At 36.1% G+C, this 16,732-nt stretch carries 19 protein-coding genes; 9 read left to right on the plus strand and 10 right to left on the minus strand.

Annotated features, from left to right (window positions below):
* Positions 1-17: 17 nt before the first annotated feature.
* From ecsC to ecsA, 3 genes are read right to left on the minus strand one after another with little or no spacing between them, the layout of a single operon-like run.
* Positions 18-725, minus strand: a complete 708-nt coding sequence (gene ecsC / locus ACUN28_RS24090) for an ecs operon protein EcsC (RefSeq protein WP_000634133.1) — start codon at positions 723-725, stop codon at positions 18-20.
* 13 nt (positions 726-738) lie between these two features.
* Complete coding sequence (gene ecsB / locus ACUN28_RS24095; protein ID WP_016089007.1) at positions 739-1,950, minus strand: ABC transporter permease EcsB; 1,212 nt, start codon at positions 1,948-1,950, stop codon at positions 739-741.
* The gene (gene ecsA, locus ACUN28_RS24100) at positions 1,943-2,686 is read right to left on the minus strand and encodes an ABC transporter ATP-binding protein EcsA (protein ID WP_033659641.1); all 744 of its coding nucleotides are present in this window, start codon (positions 2,684-2,686) and stop codon (positions 1,943-1,945) included. Before ecsA ends, ecsB begins: the two co-directional genes overlap by 8 nt.
* Positions 2,687-3,244: 558 nt before the next feature.
* On the opposite strand from ecsA, the gene ACUN28_RS24105 reads away from it, so the two are divergent.
* The 3 genes from ACUN28_RS24105 (at position 3,245) to ACUN28_RS24115 (ending at position 5,083) form a co-directional block, all read left to right on the plus strand.
* Positions 3,245-3,679 (plus strand): HIT family protein, encoded by a 435-nt coding sequence (locus tag ACUN28_RS24105; protein WP_016089009.1) that lies wholly within the window; start codon positions 3,245-3,247, stop codon positions 3,677-3,679.
* 185 nt (positions 3,680-3,864) lie between these two features.
* Positions 3,865-4,227: a YtxH domain-containing protein gene (locus tag ACUN28_RS24110; RefSeq protein ID WP_016089010.1), complete on the plus strand. Its 363-nt coding sequence runs from the start codon at positions 3,865-3,867 to the stop codon at positions 4,225-4,227.
* 298 nt (positions 4,228-4,525) lie between these two features.
* Positions 4,526-5,083, plus strand: coding sequence for an HTH-type transcriptional regulator Hpr (locus ACUN28_RS24115; protein WP_000834918.1), 558 nt, complete (start codon positions 4,526-4,528; stop codon positions 5,081-5,083).
* A gap of 5 nt (positions 5,084-5,088) precedes the next feature.
* On the opposite strand, the gene ACUN28_RS24120 is transcribed toward ACUN28_RS24115, so the two are convergent.
* The gene (locus ACUN28_RS24120) at positions 5,089-5,424 is read right to left on the minus strand and encodes a DUF1878 family protein (protein WP_000383651.1); all 336 of its coding nucleotides are present in this window, start codon (positions 5,422-5,424) and stop codon (positions 5,089-5,091) included.
* A gap of 118 nt (positions 5,425-5,542) precedes the next feature.
* Between ACUN28_RS24120 and ACUN28_RS24125 the strand changes: the two genes are divergently transcribed.
* Positions 5,543-5,737, plus strand: a complete 195-nt coding sequence (locus tag ACUN28_RS24125) for a hypothetical protein (protein ID WP_000172690.1) — start codon at positions 5,543-5,545, stop codon at positions 5,735-5,737.
* A gap of 31 nt (positions 5,738-5,768) precedes the next feature.
* Here ACUN28_RS24125 and ACUN28_RS24130 read toward each other — a convergent pair whose 3' ends face one another.
* On the minus strand, positions 5,769-5,882 hold the full coding sequence (locus ACUN28_RS24130; RefSeq protein WP_002007073.1) for a hypothetical protein: 114 nt from the start codon (positions 5,880-5,882) through the stop codon (positions 5,769-5,771).
* A gap of 279 nt (positions 5,883-6,161) precedes the next feature.
* On the opposite strand from ACUN28_RS24130, the gene prsA reads away from it, so the two are divergent.
* From prsA to ACUN28_RS24145, 3 genes are all read left to right on the plus strand, one after another.
* Positions 6,162-7,025 carry a peptidylprolyl isomerase PrsA gene (gene prsA, locus ACUN28_RS24135; protein ID WP_000710056.1) on the plus strand — a complete coding sequence of 288 codons (864 nt, stop codon included), beginning with the start codon at positions 6,162-6,164 and terminating at the stop codon, positions 7,023-7,025.
* A 377-nt stretch (positions 7,026-7,402) separates the two neighbouring features.
* Positions 7,403-9,739, plus strand: coding sequence for an RNA polymerase recycling motor HelD (gene helD, locus ACUN28_RS24140; protein ID WP_016089011.1), 2,337 nt, complete (start codon positions 7,403-7,405; stop codon positions 9,737-9,739).
* Positions 9,740-9,823: 84 nt separating this feature from the next.
* Positions 9,824-10,387 carry a hypothetical protein gene (locus tag ACUN28_RS24145; RefSeq protein WP_001017112.1) on the plus strand — a complete coding sequence of 188 codons (564 nt, stop codon included), beginning with the start codon at positions 9,824-9,826 and terminating at the stop codon, positions 10,385-10,387.
* Positions 10,388-10,472: 85 nt separating this feature from the next.
* On the opposite strand, the gene ACUN28_RS24150 is transcribed toward ACUN28_RS24145, so the two are convergent.
* From ACUN28_RS24150 to ACUN28_RS24160, 3 genes are read right to left on the minus strand one after another with little or no spacing between them, the layout of a single operon-like run.
* A complete protein-coding gene (locus tag ACUN28_RS24150; RefSeq protein ID WP_016089012.1) occupies positions 10,473-11,729 on the minus strand; it encodes an FtsW/RodA/SpoVE family cell cycle protein in 1,257 nt (418 codons plus the stop codon).
* Between the two features lie 7 nt (positions 11,730-11,736).
* On the minus strand, positions 11,737-12,144 hold the full coding sequence (locus ACUN28_RS24155) for a PadR family transcriptional regulator (RefSeq protein ID WP_016089013.1): 408 nt from the start codon (positions 12,142-12,144) through the stop codon (positions 11,737-11,739).
* Between the two features lie 4 nt (positions 12,145-12,148).
* Positions 12,149-12,682 carry a sigma-70 family RNA polymerase sigma factor gene (locus ACUN28_RS24160; RefSeq protein ID WP_016089014.1) on the minus strand — a complete coding sequence of 178 codons (534 nt, stop codon included), beginning with the start codon at positions 12,680-12,682 and terminating at the stop codon, positions 12,149-12,151.
* Between the two features lie 357 nt (positions 12,683-13,039).
* On the opposite strand from ACUN28_RS24160, the gene ACUN28_RS24165 reads away from it, so the two are divergent.
* A complete protein-coding gene (locus ACUN28_RS24165) occupies positions 13,040-13,405 on the plus strand; it encodes a DUF3221 domain-containing protein (RefSeq protein WP_001124850.1) in 366 nt (121 codons plus the stop codon).
* Positions 13,406-13,657: 252 nt separating this feature from the next.
* Here ACUN28_RS24165 and ACUN28_RS24170 read toward each other — a convergent pair whose 3' ends face one another.
* A complete protein-coding gene (locus tag ACUN28_RS24170) occupies positions 13,658-14,068 on the minus strand; it encodes a DUF2283 domain-containing protein (RefSeq protein WP_016089015.1) in 411 nt (136 codons plus the stop codon).
* A gap of 555 nt (positions 14,069-14,623) precedes the next feature.
* Between ACUN28_RS24170 and ACUN28_RS24175 the strand changes: the two genes are divergently transcribed.
* Complete coding sequence (locus ACUN28_RS24175) at positions 14,624-14,788, plus strand: hypothetical protein (RefSeq protein ID WP_000561154.1); 165 nt, start codon at positions 14,624-14,626, stop codon at positions 14,786-14,788.
* A gap of 199 nt (positions 14,789-14,987) precedes the next feature.
* On the opposite strand, the gene glpD is transcribed toward ACUN28_RS24175, so the two are convergent.
* Positions 14,988-16,670, minus strand: a complete 1,683-nt coding sequence (gene glpD / locus ACUN28_RS24180) for an aerobic glycerol-3-phosphate dehydrogenase (protein ID WP_016089016.1) — start codon at positions 16,668-16,670, stop codon at positions 14,988-14,990.
* Between the last annotated feature and the right edge of the window lie 62 nt (positions 16,671-16,732).

Here is a 16,732-nt window from a genome sequence, read left to right on the forward strand (position 1 = left end):
CTTTCTTATAAAGCAAATCAATTTCTATTAAGCAATCGCATACGATAACAATTCATCGTCACTTCTCCAAGTCTTTGCAGTAATTGATAGTTCGCATATGCACCGACTGGGGCACCGATTATTGGTACGAGCTGAAGCATTTTTGCTAAATCGATATAGTCTCGGTACTCTGTTTGGAACTTTTCCCAGTCCATATGATTTTCTTCTTCTGTATCCCACGTTTCGATTGCTTTCCATATTTCTTTTCGGTGATCGTCACTTGAAAAAGCAAGTTGAAAAACATGAAGGATAAAAAGGCGCTCCTCTTTGTTACTTGTATCAAATCCGTACAATGTTGCGGCATCGAATAAAAATTTAATTTTAATGCCGAGTAAAAGCGGAAAGTCGGCAAGGCCAAGGAGAATACCACCTGCTCCCGTCCCTGCTCCTTCTGCCGCTGCTATTTTTTTGTACTCATCCATTTTTTTACGTACTTCGTCGTCTCGTCTTTGCAGTGACCAGTTCGTCTCTTTTAATTTCGGCTTTATAAAGTTTGACCCGGCACTAATTGTTTGCACCATCATCCGAATCGTTTCTGTTAATACTTTTTGTACTTTCGCCGGAATAAGCTGTTGTACTTTCGTCTGCACTTTCTTTGAGAACCGTGTCATCATAGAAGAATCTTTCATGAATGTAGCTTTCCACTGCTCCAGCTCTTTTATAACCTTCTCTTCATATGTAATCATAGGTTCATTCCCTTCAATTTAAACGCTCAATACGTTTTGCCCCGTACTGATAAACGAAACCGATACTAAATACTATGCTTACGACTAGTAAAATTCCCGTCATCATGAAATCTTTCGTCGCAAGGGCGAATATAACTGTAAATACAACGCTGCCGATCATAAGGATCGCATTTAATAAAGTAAGAAAATCTTTCTTCTTCTCTTCTCCCCCTACCGGATACAAATCAAGCCAAATCTTCATGCGGTGATGCTTCCATAAAGTTAATAGCTGATAACCGATTAAGTATAGGAAAATAAGGCTTACGATAAATCGTCCATATAAAAACGGAATGAAGTAAAGAATAACTCCTCCAAGCGCGAGCAGGCGCACATATAAGCCAAAATAGTTACCAGATCGTAAAAACGTTCTCGTATATAAGTATAAATATGTACGCTTCTCACCAATCATCGAAAGAATGAAATCAAGCCATTTTCTACGTGCTACTCTCTCTTTTAATGCTGGTACATCAACGAACATATTCGCGATGCGGTACAGCAGCATCATTTTCTTACCTTCTTCAGAAATTAAATACTCCCAGTTTAGCGGCTTTCCCTTCACCATTTGATGCAGGATAGCGAGATATAACACCATAAGAAGAACGATTCCGCCAATAAACATAACTGAAGTACGCTCTACAAGGAAGTATACAAATAAGCCGTTTAAAATAAAACGAATGAACCAATCAGCCCTTTGTATATTTTGATCTGTTAAAAATGATTTTTCCCATGCGACGAATAAGTTCCACGCTTTTACAATGACAAACGCGATTACAATCCATATGTAAGCTGCACCTGTTTGTTTCATTTGCTGGAAGTATAACGGAGCAAGCGCTGCCGCCACGATTGCGATTATGTATAACTGAATCATAAACGTAAAGAGAAATGCCTTTGTGAAGTAAGGTTTTAACTTTTCTTCAACTGGCAGTAAGTAAACGAGATCCGCTTCTTTTAATAACGTTTGGATGGATCCCGCCGTTAATACGAGACCAAGCAACACTGCCATAACGAGCGCTGTTGGAAACGAAGGTGTTAACGTTTGTAACCATTGCTGGTAATAGTAGGCTCCTGCGCCGATGATGAATACGAAAATAAATTTCAAATGATCATTAAATACGTATTTACTATATGTACGAACTTCTTTTAGAAAGTGACGAAATCGTTCTTTCCATAATGCTGTGCTATTCATAATCTTCTTCCTTCGTTAATGCAATATAAATATCATCTAACGTTGCACCTGGCATACTAAACTGTGATTGCAGTTCAGATAATGTTCCCTTCGCTCTTACTTCGCCTTGATGCAAAATAATAAACGAATCACAATAACGCTCTGCCGTCGCTAAAATATGTGTACTCATTAAGATTCCTGCACCACTCTTTTTCATTTGATCCATCATTTGAAGTAGGGATTGAATCGCTAACGGATCAAGCCCAACGAACGGTTCGTCCACGATGTAAAGAGATGGTTCCACTAAAAACGCACTCATAATCATTACTTTTTGTTTCATCCCTTTTGAGAAATGAGATGGAAACCATTTTAAACGATTTTTCATGCGAAATTCTTGTAATAGTTGTCCTACACGTTCTTCATATTGTTTTTCATCGACACCGTACGCCATCGCCGTTAATTTCAAATGCTCTTCTAGCGTTAGCTCGTCATATAATACTGGTGTTTCTGGGATGAACGAAAAACTCGAACGGTACGCTGTCATATCATCACGAATTGTTTTCCCATTAATTGTGACAGTTCCTTTTTTCGGTTCCATTAAACCGATAATATGTTTAATCGTCGTACTTTTACCAGCTCCATTTAAACCGATTAAGCCGACAAGTTCGCCTTTATTAACAGAGAACGAAACATCTTTTAGTACAGGTCGTTTCGTATATCCTCCTGTAACATTTTCTACACGCAATAACTCGCTCATACGACACCACTTTCTTCATTAGTATTCATTCTATATTCATCTTACCAAAAATGGCGCTGTACTACATAGTATCGATGTCTTAAAAAAAATTTAAATTTGTTAGCATATATTTTTACGAAAGCGGACATCATAATTAGTGAAGAAGGAACACATTGAAAAAGCGACCACCAATTGATGAGTACAACAACATAGTGAAGTCATCATGAAATGGGGTGTCCATGTTGGACAAAGAAATTTACACATAACCAGATCATTTGTTTCATTTTAGAAACGGGGTGTCTCCGAAAGAGCATATACTGTTTTAAAAAATAAACAATTTCCTTTTATAAAGATTGCAATTCATTTCACTTGAAAATGGGGTGTCTACGGCAGAAACTTTAGCCGATTTACCGTGCATTTCTTAAATAAATGAGGTGTCTGCGAAACGTAAATTACGATAATGCTTTTTCAATCCCTCTTCAGAAAACAGGAAGCTGAGTCAGCTTCCTGTTTTTCGTGTTTGTTCTCTTATATAATTATGGTAAAATACGGCTAAGGCTATTTGAAAGGATGAGATCAATGAATCATACAGCGGATAATTGTATTTTTTGTAAAATTATTGACGGGCAAGTCCCTTGCTCAAAAGTATACGAAGATGAACATGTGCTTGCATTTTTAGATATTAGTCAAGTAACAAAAGGACATACCCTTGTTATTCCAAAAGTTCACAAACAAGACATTTTTGCGTTAACGCCAGAAATCGCGTCACATATTTTTTCTGTCGTTCCGAAAATCGCAAATGCGATTAAAGCAGAGTTTAATCCAGTTGGCTTTAACCTACTTAACAATAACGGTGAAAAAGCTGGACAAACTGTGTTCCACTTCCACCTTCATTTAATTCCACGCTACGGTGAAAACGATGGTTTCGGTGCTGTTTGGAAATCACATCAAAATGAATACACAATGGAAAATTTACAAAACATCGCAAGTACAATTGCAAATAGTGTAAAATAGTGACACTATAATAAGAAGTAATACATAGCAAGCCACTTTCCTAAAGTGATTACATATTGCACGGCTTGTTTCTCCACTTAAGATGCCGGGGACTGTGCACTGCACACTTTTCTTTCCCTTGTCTTACAGATATGCATATTTTTTCACATCATGAATACGAACAAAAAATAAGGAGGTTTCCTTTTATGTCAAAAGCTAAATCCTTTATTACAGGTGTCATTTGCGGCGGAGCAGTTGCTGGATTAGCTGTTCTTTTCTCTACCCCTTCTTCTGGTAAAGCTATGCGCAGTAAGCTGAAAGAAAAAGGAACTGATATTAAAAAGACTTTAGCTGATATTACAGCTGATACAAAATTATTAAAACGTCAAATCGTTGAAACTGCTTCAGAAGGTAAAGAAGTGTTTCAAGAATTAAAAGACGATATGCACGATACGCTTTCTAACTGGAAGCAAGATATTTCTCAAAACAAACGACATATTGAACAAGAGATTTTGGACATTCAAAAATCAATTGAGAAACTGCAAGAAGCTGTTCCGGAAAAAGCGTAAACAAATTCCTGCTTAGTTTTTTGCATATAACAAATATTTTTTATATAAATTGACCTTAACACGGCATATCACATAGATATGCCGTGTTTTTATGCATTTACAATATATGTTATCACTTAACATGTATGGACAACACATGTATTCGTGACTCATAAACCGCTTCCATAGTTATGCATGATTTGTATAGAATGTCATTTTTTTAAAAAATTTTCACAATTCTCACAAAAAGACTTTATTAATTTTTATTTTACTGGCATAATAGATAGTAATGAAAAAGAATGTTAAAGTGGGTGAGTAAATGAAAAGTGGAGAAAAAGATTACTCGGTAAAAGAAGCGATGATTTTCAGCCAACGCATTGCTCAATTATCGAAAGCGTTATGGAAATGTGTAGAGAAAGATTGGCAGATGTGGATTAAGCCTTATGATTTAAACATCAATGAGCATCATATTTTAACAATCGCTTATCATTTAAAAGGGGCTTCTATTTCTGAGATTGCTAAGTTTGGAGTTATGCACGTATCAACGGCGTTTAACTTCTCGAAAAAGCTGGAAGAACGCGGCTATCTTGTATTCTCGAAAAAAGAAGATGACAAACGAAATACGTACATTGAAATTACAGACAAAGGGGAAGAATTACTACTTCGCTTAATGGAGGAGTATGATCCTGAAAATAATTCAGTGTTTAATGGGGCTCTTGCACTTCGTAATTTTTATGGGAAGTTCCCAGAAAATATCGAACTGATTGCTATCTTGCGTAATATTTATGGACAAGACTTCATCGATATTTTTGAGAAATCATTAGAAGATATTGAAGAGAACTTTACAGAATCCGATCAGAAGTTAGTTAAGAAGTAATCTATTTATTTTTTCGCAATCATGCTTAAGAATTCATTCATAAGCGGCTTAAATAAACCTTGTTTTGCTAGCGCTTCCGCAGTTTCGTGTACTTCGAGCTGATGTGGAAGCGCTTTTTCAAATTGATCTAACAGCGCATCGAACAAAAGAAGCCCTTCTGCTTTCTCCACTACATATTGCTCGTTCAGTATTTCACAAAGATTTAGTATACGTTCAATATCTTTTTTACGAGCTTTTTTCTTTATGATCAAAGAATAAAATGGACACTTTTCTTCATCAATCATTTTAAATAGTAGGTCTACGTAGTATTCAGCTTGTTCTAATCTTCTAACAACGTCCATTTTCTCCCTCACTTTCTAACACAAAGTCTTCTATTTCTGAATTTTATAACACGAACAAAATATCGTATGATACAATATATAAAGTATATGTATTTTAGCCAAAAGGAGGTCTCGCCTCATGACACTTATAACAGTTGTTTTTGTCGCATTCGCACTTCTTGTTATATTTTACACGAATTTCATGACACATACACTGTGTGAACGAAAACAAATAGCTGCGAGCCGCCAACCCGGTGTCTTTCGGGTTATTAATGTATGTATAACAATTTTATTAATTTCTAGTTATATAGAAATTATATTTCATGGAAAGTGAGGAAGGAAAGCCCTTTCCTCACTTTTTTCCTCTATAAGCAAATTATACCTACTATAACCAATAAAATAAACAGTACAAGTAATAAAATAAGTTGAGAATTCATCCCCATCCCCTCCTCTTTTCTATATATGCGGCATGCGCCCAATAGGCTACACCTTCAAAATCTGACACACACTGGTTAATTTTTCTTTATCAATATGAAATCGAGTCGAAATATGATATATTAAATTTTGTACATATTGCTTATACTATGAAATAAATGACACGCATCTTAACTTTATCCTCAGCCTCGGTAAGCCCTGTTAAGCGCGCTTTACCAACGAAAAAAGCAAAAGTATCAGTGAGACTTAATCGGGCTCTTATGAACCAAAATTCATTGGTGTGGGATAAATTAAAAATACATAATAGTAGGAGTGTTTATCGAATGAAGAAAGCTATGCTTGCCTTAGCCGCAACAAGTGTAATCGCATTATCAGCATGTGGAACATCATCATCAGACAAAATCGTTACATCTAAAGCTGGTGACATTACAAAAGACGAGTTCTACAATCAAATGAAGACACAAGCTGGTAAACAAGTATTAAACAACATGGTTATGGAAAAAGTACTTATTAAAAACTACAAAGTTGAAGACAAAGAAGTAGACAAAAAGTTCGATGAGATGAAAAAACAATACGGTGATCAATTCGATACACTATTAAAACAACAAGGTATTAAAGAAGAAACTTTAAAAACTGGTGTGCGTGCTCAATTAGCGCAGGAAAAAGCTATCGAGAAAACAATCACTGATAAAGAACTAAAAGAAAGCTACAAACCTGAAATTAAAGCAAGCCACATTCTTGTAAAAGATGAAGCGACTGCTAAAAAGGTTAAAGAAGAACTTGGACAAGGTAAATCTTTCGAAGAGTTAGCGAAACAATACTCTGAAGATACTGGTTCAAAAGAAAAAGGTGGAGACTTAGGATTCTTCGAACATGGTAAAATGGTTAAAGAATTCGAAGATGCTGCTTATAAACTGAAAAAAGATGAAGTAAGCGAACCTGTAAAAACACAATTCGGTTACCACATCATTAAAGTTACAGACATTAAAGAGCCAGAAAAATCATTTGAGCAATCAAAAGCTGACCTGAAAAAAGAGTTAGTTGCGAAGAAAGCACAAGATGGCGAATTCATGAACGATCTTATGATGAAAGAAATCAAAAAAGCTGACGTAAAAGTTGACGATAAAGATTTAAAAGATCTTTTCAAAGAGCAAAAAGCTGACGCTAAGAAAGACGAAAAGAAATAATGAATTGAAAAAAGCTTGGGCTTAGGCCCAAGCTTTTTTGTATACTCTTTTCTCTCGATAAATGAAATTATAAGGTTAATTCTCAAATAGATTAACCTTGGTCCTAAATATAGCAGTGATTTTTCAATTATATCGACTCACCAGTAAAAACTGACAGTGATTGCGATCCCCTCTTCAAAAACACAAAAAAACCTTGATCCACGTAGCACGGACCAAGGTTTATCTTATTATCATTGATTAAATGAAAAAATTATGTTAAATTAGTACAGAAACACGTTTTCTAAAATAGAAGGAACGTATTTATCCGTATCTTAATTTTACACCAAAACACATCTTCAGTCAACCCCTATTTTTCACTTTTAAAGGAGTGCTTATTTATGAATAAAAAACTTGATCTAGAGCAAAAAAGATTGGATACCGTAATAGAAACCATTACGGAGCAAATTGATAAACTGGAAAACGAAACTGGCAGACGCCGGGCAGAAGTAATCCATATTCGTAAACACTTCTGGGATGACGTGAAAGTGAATACTGATACTTTTGATGATTATCTTGAAACAGTTATCAACTTAAGACAACAAGCTCAGTCACTAGCTGTCACACAAATTACCCATAAGCACACCTTTAATCGACTTGCCGCATTAAGACGCATGCATAAAGCACCTTACTTCGGACGAATTGATTTCAAAGAAGAAGGAGAATCTGCTGCAGAGAAAATTTATATCGGCGTAGCTACACTTACTGATGCAAGCGGAGAAAACTTTCTTATATATGACTGGCGCGCACCCATTTCGAGTGTGTACTACGATTATCCACCAGGACCAGCCGAATATAGTACACCAGGAGGCGTAATCCACGGTAATGTGGAGAAGAAATTACAATACATTATTCAAAATGGCGAGATTGATTCTATGTTCGATACGAGCCTTACAATTGGTGATGAAATCTTGCAACAAGCGCTCGGAAAAGGTACGAACAAACATATGCAAAGCATCGTTGCTACAATTCAGCGCGAGCAAAATGAAATTATTCGTCACGATGAAGGCCGACTACTTATCGTGCAAGGAGCTGCTGGTAGCGGTAAAACGTCAGCTGCCCTGCAACGAATCGCCTACTTACTATATAAATATCGCGAATGGTTAAAAGCAGATCAAATTATTCTCTTCTCCCCTAACTCTATGTTCAACAGCTACGTATCTAACGTATTGCCTGAACTCGGTGAAGAGAATATGCAGCAAGTTACATTCCAAGAATATTTAAACCATAGACTAAGTAAGTCATTTGACGTTGAAGATCCTTATGAGCAATTAGAATATATGTTAACTGAAACGAATAGCCCTACCTATAAAACGAGAAATGCTAGCATTCGATTTAAAGCATCTACTCAATTTTTCGAGATGATTAGAGCGTACAGACAATCCCTTGAATCTTCAGGCATGCTATTTAGAGGAATGAAATTTAGAGGAAAACTAATTGTTTCTGCAAAAGAAATTACAGAGCAATTTTACAACACTGACTCCTCCCTCCGCTTCCATAGTCGAATTGAGAAGTTAACAGATTGGCTAAATAAACAAATAGATGCACTTGAAAAGACAGAACTGAAAAAGCCTTGGGTAGAAGAAGAAATTGAACTACTTAGTAAAGATGAATATCAAAAAGCTTATAAATACTTGCAGAAAAAGGGCGAGTTTGACGACAACTCCTTTCATGATTTTGAGAAAGAAACGAAAGTACTTGGACGTATGATTGTCCGCAAAAAATTGAAGCCACTTCGTAAAGGTGTTCAAACATTACGTTTCATCAATTTCACAGGAATATATAAACAACTCTTCACAGATGCATCATGGGTTACTGGAGAAAAACCGAAAGAGTGGGATGATATTTGCTCATTAACAGTAAACATGCTCGATGAAGGAAAGCTATATTACGAGGATGCGACTCCATTTTTACTTTTAAAAGAGTTAATTGAAGGCTTCCAAACGAACAGATCGATTAAACACGTACTCGTAGACGAAGCGCAAGATTATTCGCCGTTTCAGTTCGAGTTTTTGAAACGTCTCTTCCCTGCTGCAAGAATGACGGTACTTGGGGACTTTAACCAAGCGATATTTGCCCATGCGAGTGAAGCAGTGAATTTCAATACACTTACTAGCTTATACGGACCAGATGAAACGAACGGCATCAACTTAACTCGTAGCTATCGCTCAACAAAACCAATTATTGAATTTACACGTGCCCTCGTACCAGAAGGAGAGAACATTCACGCCTTTGAACGTGACGGCGAGAAACCTACAGTGACCAAAGTATCGAATGACAACGAACTGCACGAGCATATTACTGCCAAAGTTGCTGAACTACAAACAGAGCAGCACAATACGATCGCAATTATATGTAAATCCGCTGCCGAAAGTGCCGCTGCCTATGAGGCACTTAGTAGCATTGAAGGTATTAAACTTGTGAAGAGTAGCTCAGCCGAATATGAGCAAGGCATTGTCGTGATTCCTGCTTACTTAGCGAAGGGTATCGAATTTGACGCTGTTATTATTTACGATGCCTCTCAAGATGTGTATAGTGATGAAAGTCTACGCAGATTGTTCTACACTGCTTGTACGCGCGCGATGCATGAATTACAACTATATAGCGTTGGTGAGGTTAGTCCTTTTATACTTGGGGCTAATTCGGAGAGTTTTGAGCTTATAACGAAAACACCTTGATGATTCAAGGTGTTTCTTTTTTATGCAGGATTTACACCTTAAAAGTAGAATATATCAGTTTAGAAAAAGCTAAGGAGTGACAAGATGAACCATTATTTTATTGCTATTTATGACGGCGTATTTCCTACCGAAAAATTACATACCATTTTACAATCTAATCCTACTTTTACCGACCTAAACGTCCGCCCTCTCGCAATCTCATCACCAAGACCTTTCACATTATTAGTTGGCGCAGAACACAATGCACTCACAACTGGTATTACAGATACATATCATCTATTAACGAAAGAGTTACAAAAACTAGAAGAACAAGAAAAGTACTATTACGTATACGATTATAAAATTAGAAAGACTATCGACAATCCTACCGAAAAATGCTTTCCATTAGCCACAATCCATATAAGTGTTACGAAATTCCATAAGATGATTCAAAAAGTAAAAGACTTAAAACGCCCAGTATTTGCAGGTTATCACATCACTTCTCATGATGCAGACATACTTACAATTGATGTACTTCTATCTTCACCTTTATTAGATCCTAGCACTTCCGAAAAAAATGTGGAAGAATACGCTTATTTACAACAACTAACTGAATCGATATCTCGTTCTGAATTATGTATTTCTATTAAAGAGAGTGTACTTATTTAAACACGAAAAGAGGGTTATTTATGATAACCCTCTCCTACTATCTATTTACGTTTGTACTTGATCATAATAATGAATTCTTTTAGCATCAAGGTGTTTTTCTCATTCTAAACGGCATATCTTTACGTCGATATACACTCAGCACAATCCCCATTATAAATGCATGAAATAAAGTTGGTATCAATCCGTAGCTAATAAAAGGTAATGATATAGAAGTACGCGGTAATAATCCTAAAATCATGCCAACGTTATAAATGAAATGAACTACAAAAAGAGTCACTCCGCCAACGAGAAGCAATTTACCATAACCATCATTTATTTTATAAGCTATGTTCATTATTCTTACTGCAAAAAGAGAAAGAATCAGGACAAGAACTAGCGCAAGCACATATCCATAATAGTAAGTCAAACTCGCGAATACAAAATCAGTATGGGCAGCAGGGATAGACTTTATATTTCCATATGTACCAAACCAGCCTGCTGAAGACATCGCCTCTTGTAAACGTAAATCCCATTGATCATGCGCTGGGTTTATAAATCCTAAAATTCTAGCTATCCGGTATTCTTTTACGGCAGACCAAGAAAATAGATCCCTAATAATAAAGGGTAAAACTGGTAATATTGTAATAAGCCATGCCGTTTTCTTTCCTAGCTTACTCCACCAAAGCATAACGAATACCATCGTAATATAGATGAAAATTGGTAAAAGAATTGATATAGTTGAAAATAGATATAAAGAAAATACGTACAACATAAGAAGATGCATAAACTTTAACCTACTATTATTGAAAAAAGAAGCCCAAGCTAGAAAGAAGAATGGTATCGTCATTAAACAGTCAATTTTGATGGGGCCAATTTTTATTATTGCTTCCCCAATCACGTAACCAGTCGGAAAACATTTTATCATTAACAAGATAAGTACACCGATTGTATAAAACAGCCACCCGATCCTCTCTAACTTCCGATAATCAAGTAGCATGATCCCAACAGCTGTTGCAATGCCGAGAATAACAGAAATTAATTTGTTCATTAGTAAATCGTTTGTATGCCCAAGAGCGATTATTGGCAAAAACCCTAACCCCATAGCAGCCACTAATAAAATAAGTAAAAACCAATCCACCTTTGGCTTATGCAGTTTATTAAGTTCTTGCCCTAGTTTAATCGGACTTCCCATTTGTTCTACAGCTTTATTTTCAGCAATTTCCTCACTTAATCCTTTTTCTACCCATGTGTTCTTTGCCTGTTTTAAGTGAAAATCTAGTTCAGTTGCTACAAAGCTCTTTGCTTCTTTTGATTTAATATGATTCGTAACTTCGCTTACAAAACGTTCCCCTTTTTTATTCAATTTCGCCTCACTCCTGTACTAAGCCTTTTAATATAAATTGTGCCTTCGTAGCATTTTTTTCTGCCTTTCGCAGCATCTTTCTTCCTTTATCATTTAATTGATAATATTTAGCTCCCGCGTGATCCCAGCTTGATTGGATAAAACGATTCTGTTCTAGACGATGTAATACGGTATATAAAAACCCTTCATTTCCTTCGAATTTCCGAATCCCTCTCCCTCGTAGTAGCTGTGACAATTCGTATCCTGTTTTTTCATTACTGAGGAGTTGTAAAATCGCTAAAGAAATGTCCTCTTCTTTTTCGTTTGACGCATTGATTTTTTCGCGCACCCGCTTTCGATGCTGATCAGAAAAACTCAAATGTTTAAACGTTGTATTCTCCATTGATTTTCGCAGGCCTTTTAATCGATCTTCCATTTGATTATTCCTCCAATCCTTTCTTCAAAAGCTCCTTCGCTTTTTTCAGTCTCGTTTTTATCGTGTTTTCTTTCACGTCTATTACAATAGCAATCTCTTTAATTGATAATTCCTCATAATAAAATAGATAAATGACTTCTCGATATTTTATCGGTAAATTCATTACTGCAGAAGCGAGCTCACGGTCCTCCGCATTTTGAATGACAGTTTGTTCGACACTATCATTTTGAACCCCCATATAAGCAGATTCATCCTCTGTCACGATCACCTTTTTGTTATACCAACTTTTTATATAGTCCTTACATTGATTAATCGCAATTCTCCATAACCATGTTTTCACATTCGACTTCCCTTTGTATGTATGAAGAGATTTATAACATTTCACAAATATATCTTGCGTTACATCCTCCGCAACCTCTTTATTGTTCACATATGAATACACAAGCTGCAGGACTTCTTGTCCATACTTGTTCATAATTTCATCAATAAGGAGTTCCTTATCTTCTATTTCAAACGCTTCTATCGTTAATTCATCCACAGCATTTCCTCCTTCCCATATATTAGACGACGTACTGTATGGAAAAGTTTTATAAATTTATAAAAAAATACAGATGGCAATGTCCGTACCGTTTTGTTTAACCTTTATTTCAAGTACTCTTGATTTCATAAAATCCATGTAGCCCTTTAAACTCTGCATAGGAGACAGCCACTTATTTATAAGTACTACTCCATCTCCATCTAAAGTTCAAGCTCATTTTCACTTCCACATAATATTTTTAATCGTACTTATACTATATCTCTAACTTAAATCCACTTTCTCATGGTATAACTTCATTAATCTAGTCATTCGAATATAATGATAAAAACATGTACTATACGGAGGCCAAAACTAATAATGCCAAAGAAAAAAATCATAACTTTACTAACCACCCTAACATTAGCTTGCGGATGCACAGTAGCACTAGATTCGCCCAACCAAACTAGTACTGCTTCTCTAAAAACGGAGACTTTCACAGGATATGTTATTTCAATTGACACTGTATACATACTCGTTGCAGATACCCCTACAAAAAAGGAAGCACTTTCCTACTCCGAGGTGGAAGCAATGAAATTTATTCCAAATAAACTATTAAAACTTCCTATCGAAAAAAATAGGAATTATCAATTGGGGGATAAACTCGTTATATCTTTCGGCGCAACGACTAAATCTACACCTCCAATTGCAAATGATGCTACGATTGAAAAAATACCTAATGAATAGCAACCTTAGGAACTCTCGATTTCATCAATTACAACTCCCTTTTTAAAATAATATTTTTTTGCGAAATCATTCCCTCAGCAAATTACATATAATAAATCGAATAGTCATTACACTACATTCACCTAAAAAGCGTCTTCCTCCCAAGGCGCTCTTTCATTTTGCAATAAGGATTTTGCCTTCGTTTTCTATAGTCAATATTCCCCTCACCGCTAAATGAAAAAGAGAACTCATTTCACCGAGTCCCCCTTCTTCCTAACACTCACTTAAAGAGTCTAATATTTCATAACCATACAAAGATGGCTTGATAATATCAAAACCAATAAATCCTTCATACTTCTTATCCGCAAAATAAAATACAACATGATGAAATGCTACTTTTTGCAAATGATTTTCCTGAGAAACCCGAAATGAGTATATGTAGTTATTATCATTTGAAGTTTTCTTTATATATATTTTACTCCTATTTGTTAATCCTTTTAATTTACTTGCATTTTCTCCAAAAAACTCAATCCCAACTATACGATCAAATTGATCTATATCTAAATTCAATTTCGGATTTTCTTCCAATTCTTCAGTCGATTCAATCTCAATTTCTGAAGTAAATGGAATTACATACAGATATGCCATCTGGATTTCAGGGTCATAGGTAATTAATTTTTTCATGATACAACTCATATTGGTATCTTATTTTTTCATTAAATCTATCTTTATAAACTAAATATTAGGTTTTTTGGTTATAAAATACAAGTATAGTATTTGAAGTTCTATACATAACACAGCTGCTTTTTCTAGTTCTGCTGTGTATTTCATTTGAACGTTGTTATCAGTATCCCTATTTTTTTAATTATGTTTGTTTATTTAACAAGGAACAAATTGTAAGGAGAATTATAAGTTACTTTTTAATCATTTTTGAAAATGGCATTCCGAAAGTTGAATTAACAAAATCTGATGCTACATTCTTGATGGAACAACTTAATGAAATTAAAGAAAAGAAACGTAACTCGAATGAAAACCTTGACTTGTAGGAGGCTCACAAACAAGTTGTATATGACAAACCACACTTTACACAATAACCAACCATTTAAAACTAGGGCTTTTCATCCATATGTCTTGTTCCCTATTTTAAAACATAATACAATTAATGCGTAACTTAATAAGCTATAACTAGTAGGTGTGGTAATCATCTCTTCCATTTTGAAAAAAGGGGGAGGTGATAAAATGATCGCGATGTTTGTAATTAAATTAGTGTATGGTATCCTAACCGGAGCTGGCGTTGTCATCGGTAGAAGATACGTCGGTCCATGGCTAATTTCTGTATACAAAAAAGCGAGAACCACCCTGCTTCGTGGAAAAGGTAAGGGCGGTTCTCGGCTAAAACGTTAATGTAATTGTCTTATAACCGCACCTACTACCACCACAATAGCAAGTTAGGTTACACAAGGCAGAAGTTTCTCAGGCTTCTGTCTTCTTTATTTTATGCAAAATTCATACTAAATACTCTATCATCATTGTAACACATTTTATTTATTTTTAGTCAAGATGAAAAACACCTGAAGGGCTTCCCTCCAGGTGTTTCTCTATTTTATGCTAATGCAGCTGCCTGTTCTTGTTGATCTACAGGAATGACAGCGTCTGTTAATGCTTTTTCTAATTCAGCTGTGTATTTCATTTGCTCTTCTTTGCTCCAGCCTAGTTTCGCAGCCATGTAGTTAATTACTGCTTCTTTCCACTCATATACCCAGTGGATGTTGAAGAATACAGCGCCTCTACGGCGTACGAAGAAGTCAACTGGTTTTGCTGTCATTTCGTAATCCATTGCGTATACAAGTGGGATTAGAACGTCAAGCGGCATGTTGTATTCTTTCGCTTCGTCTTTATGTTTTTTCGCTAAGTCGAACAGTACGTCAACGTTAGAGCCGTAGAATTTCGCGAATTCTTCTGCTTGTGCTGTCGTTAAACCGTATTTCGTACCTTCGCCTGCTTTTTTCGCAACGAATGCTGGGAATCCGTGTGAACCATCTACATGTCCACCAGAGATTGGCATATGTTTCGTGTCGCTCTTCGGATATGCACTATGACCTTCTTTTTGTAGTAAGTTCGTTACGTAGTCTACTACCATTTCAGCCATTTTGCGGTATCCTGTTAATTTACCACCTGCGATTGTAATTAAACCAGATTCAGAAGTCCAAATTTCATCTTTACGAGAAATTTCAGATGCGTTTTTACCTTCTTCGTAAATTAACGGACGTACACCAGCCCAGCTTGACTCCACATCTTTTTCTGTAATTTTCACACTTGGGAACATGTAGTTAATCGCGTTAATGATGTATGTGCGATCTTCTGTTGTCATGTGTGGTACAGCTGCATCTTTATCATAGAACGTATCTGTTGTACCTACGTATGTTTTTCCTCCGCGAGGAATCGCGAACACCATACGTTTATCTGGTGTATCAAAGTAAATCGCTTGCCCTAATGGGAAACGTTTTTGGTCAATGACTAAGTGAACACCTTTTGATAATTGAAGTACTTTCCCTTTTTTCGAGTTATCTTTTTCACGAAGTGTATCTACCCAAGGACCAGCTGCGTTTACAATTTTCTTACCGTAAACTTCGTACACTTCTCCGTCTAGTAAATCGATTACACGTACACCGCATACTTTCCCATCTTTATATAAGAAACTGTCTACTTTTGCGTAGTTAACAGCTTTCGCACCATGCTCAATTGCTTCTTTCATTACTTCAATTGTAAGACGCGCATCGTCTGTACGATATTCTACGTAGTAACCGCCACCTTTTAATCCTTCTTTTTTCACAAGAGGCTCTTTGTTTAATGTTTCTTCACGGTTAAACATCTTTCTGCGCTCGCTTCGTTTTACACCTGCTAAGAAGTCGTATACACGAAGACCAATTGATGTACTGAATGATCCGAACGTACCGCCTGTATGGAACGGAAGTAACATCCACTCTGGTGTTGTTACATGGGGACCGTTCTCATATACGATCGCACGCTCTTTCCCCACCTCTGCTACCATTTTCACTTCAAGTTGTTTTAAATAACGTAGACCACCGTGTACAAGCTTCGTTGAACGACTTGATGTACCTGCTGCAAAGTCCTGCATTTCAAACACAATTGTTGATAACCCGCGTGTTGCCCCATCTAATGCAATACCAGAACCAGTAATACCTCCACCAATTACGATCACATCTAACTCTTGTTTATTTACTCCGTTTAATACGTCTTTACGTTGTGTACTTGAAAATTTCATGGTAATTCCTCCCTTTGATAACGAAAAAAGAGACCACAAACTCCGCTATAGATTTCGCCTCT

It is taken from the genome of Bacillus sp. WC2507, assembly GCF_052656125.1.

What these genes read in the sequence shown, in the direction of transcription:
- ecsC (WP_000634133.1), bottom strand. Translation starts at nt 725, where the DNA reads ATGATTACATATGAAGAGAAGGTTATAAAAGAGCTGGAGCAGTGGAAA.
- ecsB (WP_016089007.1), bottom strand. Translation starts at nt 1,950, where the DNA reads ATGAATAGCACAGCATTATGGAAAGAACGATTTCGTCACTTTCTAAAA.
- ecsA (WP_033659641.1), bottom strand. Translation starts at nt 2,686, where the DNA reads ATGAGCGAGTTATTGCGTGTAGAAAATGTTACAGGAGGATATACGAAA.
- ACUN28_RS24105 (WP_016089009.1), top strand. Translation starts at nt 3,245, where the DNA reads ATGAATCATACAGCGGATAATTGTATTTTTTGTAAAATTATTGACGGG.
- ACUN28_RS24110 (WP_016089010.1), top strand. Translation starts at nt 3,865, where the DNA reads ATGTCAAAAGCTAAATCCTTTATTACAGGTGTCATTTGCGGCGGAGCA.
- ACUN28_RS24115 (WP_000834918.1), top strand. Translation starts at nt 4,526, where the DNA reads ATGAAAAGTGGAGAAAAAGATTACTCGGTAAAAGAAGCGATGATTTTC.
- ACUN28_RS24120 (WP_000383651.1), bottom strand. Translation starts at nt 5,424, where the DNA reads ATGGACGTTGTTAGAAGATTAGAACAAGCTGAATACTACGTAGACCTA.
- ACUN28_RS24125 (WP_000172690.1), top strand. Translation starts at nt 5,543, where the DNA reads ATGACACTTATAACAGTTGTTTTTGTCGCATTCGCACTTCTTGTTATA.
- prsA (WP_000710056.1), top strand. Translation starts at nt 6,162, where the DNA reads ATGAAGAAAGCTATGCTTGCCTTAGCCGCAACAAGTGTAATCGCATTA.
- helD (WP_016089011.1), top strand. Translation starts at nt 7,403, where the DNA reads ATGAATAAAAAACTTGATCTAGAGCAAAAAAGATTGGATACCGTAATA.
- ACUN28_RS24145 (WP_001017112.1), top strand. Translation starts at nt 9,824, where the DNA reads ATGAACCATTATTTTATTGCTATTTATGACGGCGTATTTCCTACCGAA.
- ACUN28_RS24155 (WP_016089013.1), bottom strand. Translation starts at nt 12,144, where the DNA reads ATGGAAGATCGATTAAAAGGCCTGCGAAAATCAATGGAGAATACAACG.
- ACUN28_RS24165 (WP_001124850.1), top strand. Translation starts at nt 13,040, where the DNA reads ATGCCAAAGAAAAAAATCATAACTTTACTAACCACCCTAACATTAGCT.
- ACUN28_RS24170 (WP_016089015.1), bottom strand. Translation starts at nt 14,068, where the DNA reads ATGAAAAAATTAATTACCTATGACCCTGAAATCCAGATGGCATATCTG.
- ACUN28_RS24175 (WP_000561154.1), top strand. Translation starts at nt 14,624, where the DNA reads ATGATCGCGATGTTTGTAATTAAATTAGTGTATGGTATCCTAACCGGA.
- glpD (WP_016089016.1), bottom strand. Translation starts at nt 16,670, where the DNA reads ATGAAATTTTCAAGTACACAACGTAAAGACGTATTAAACGGAGTAAAT.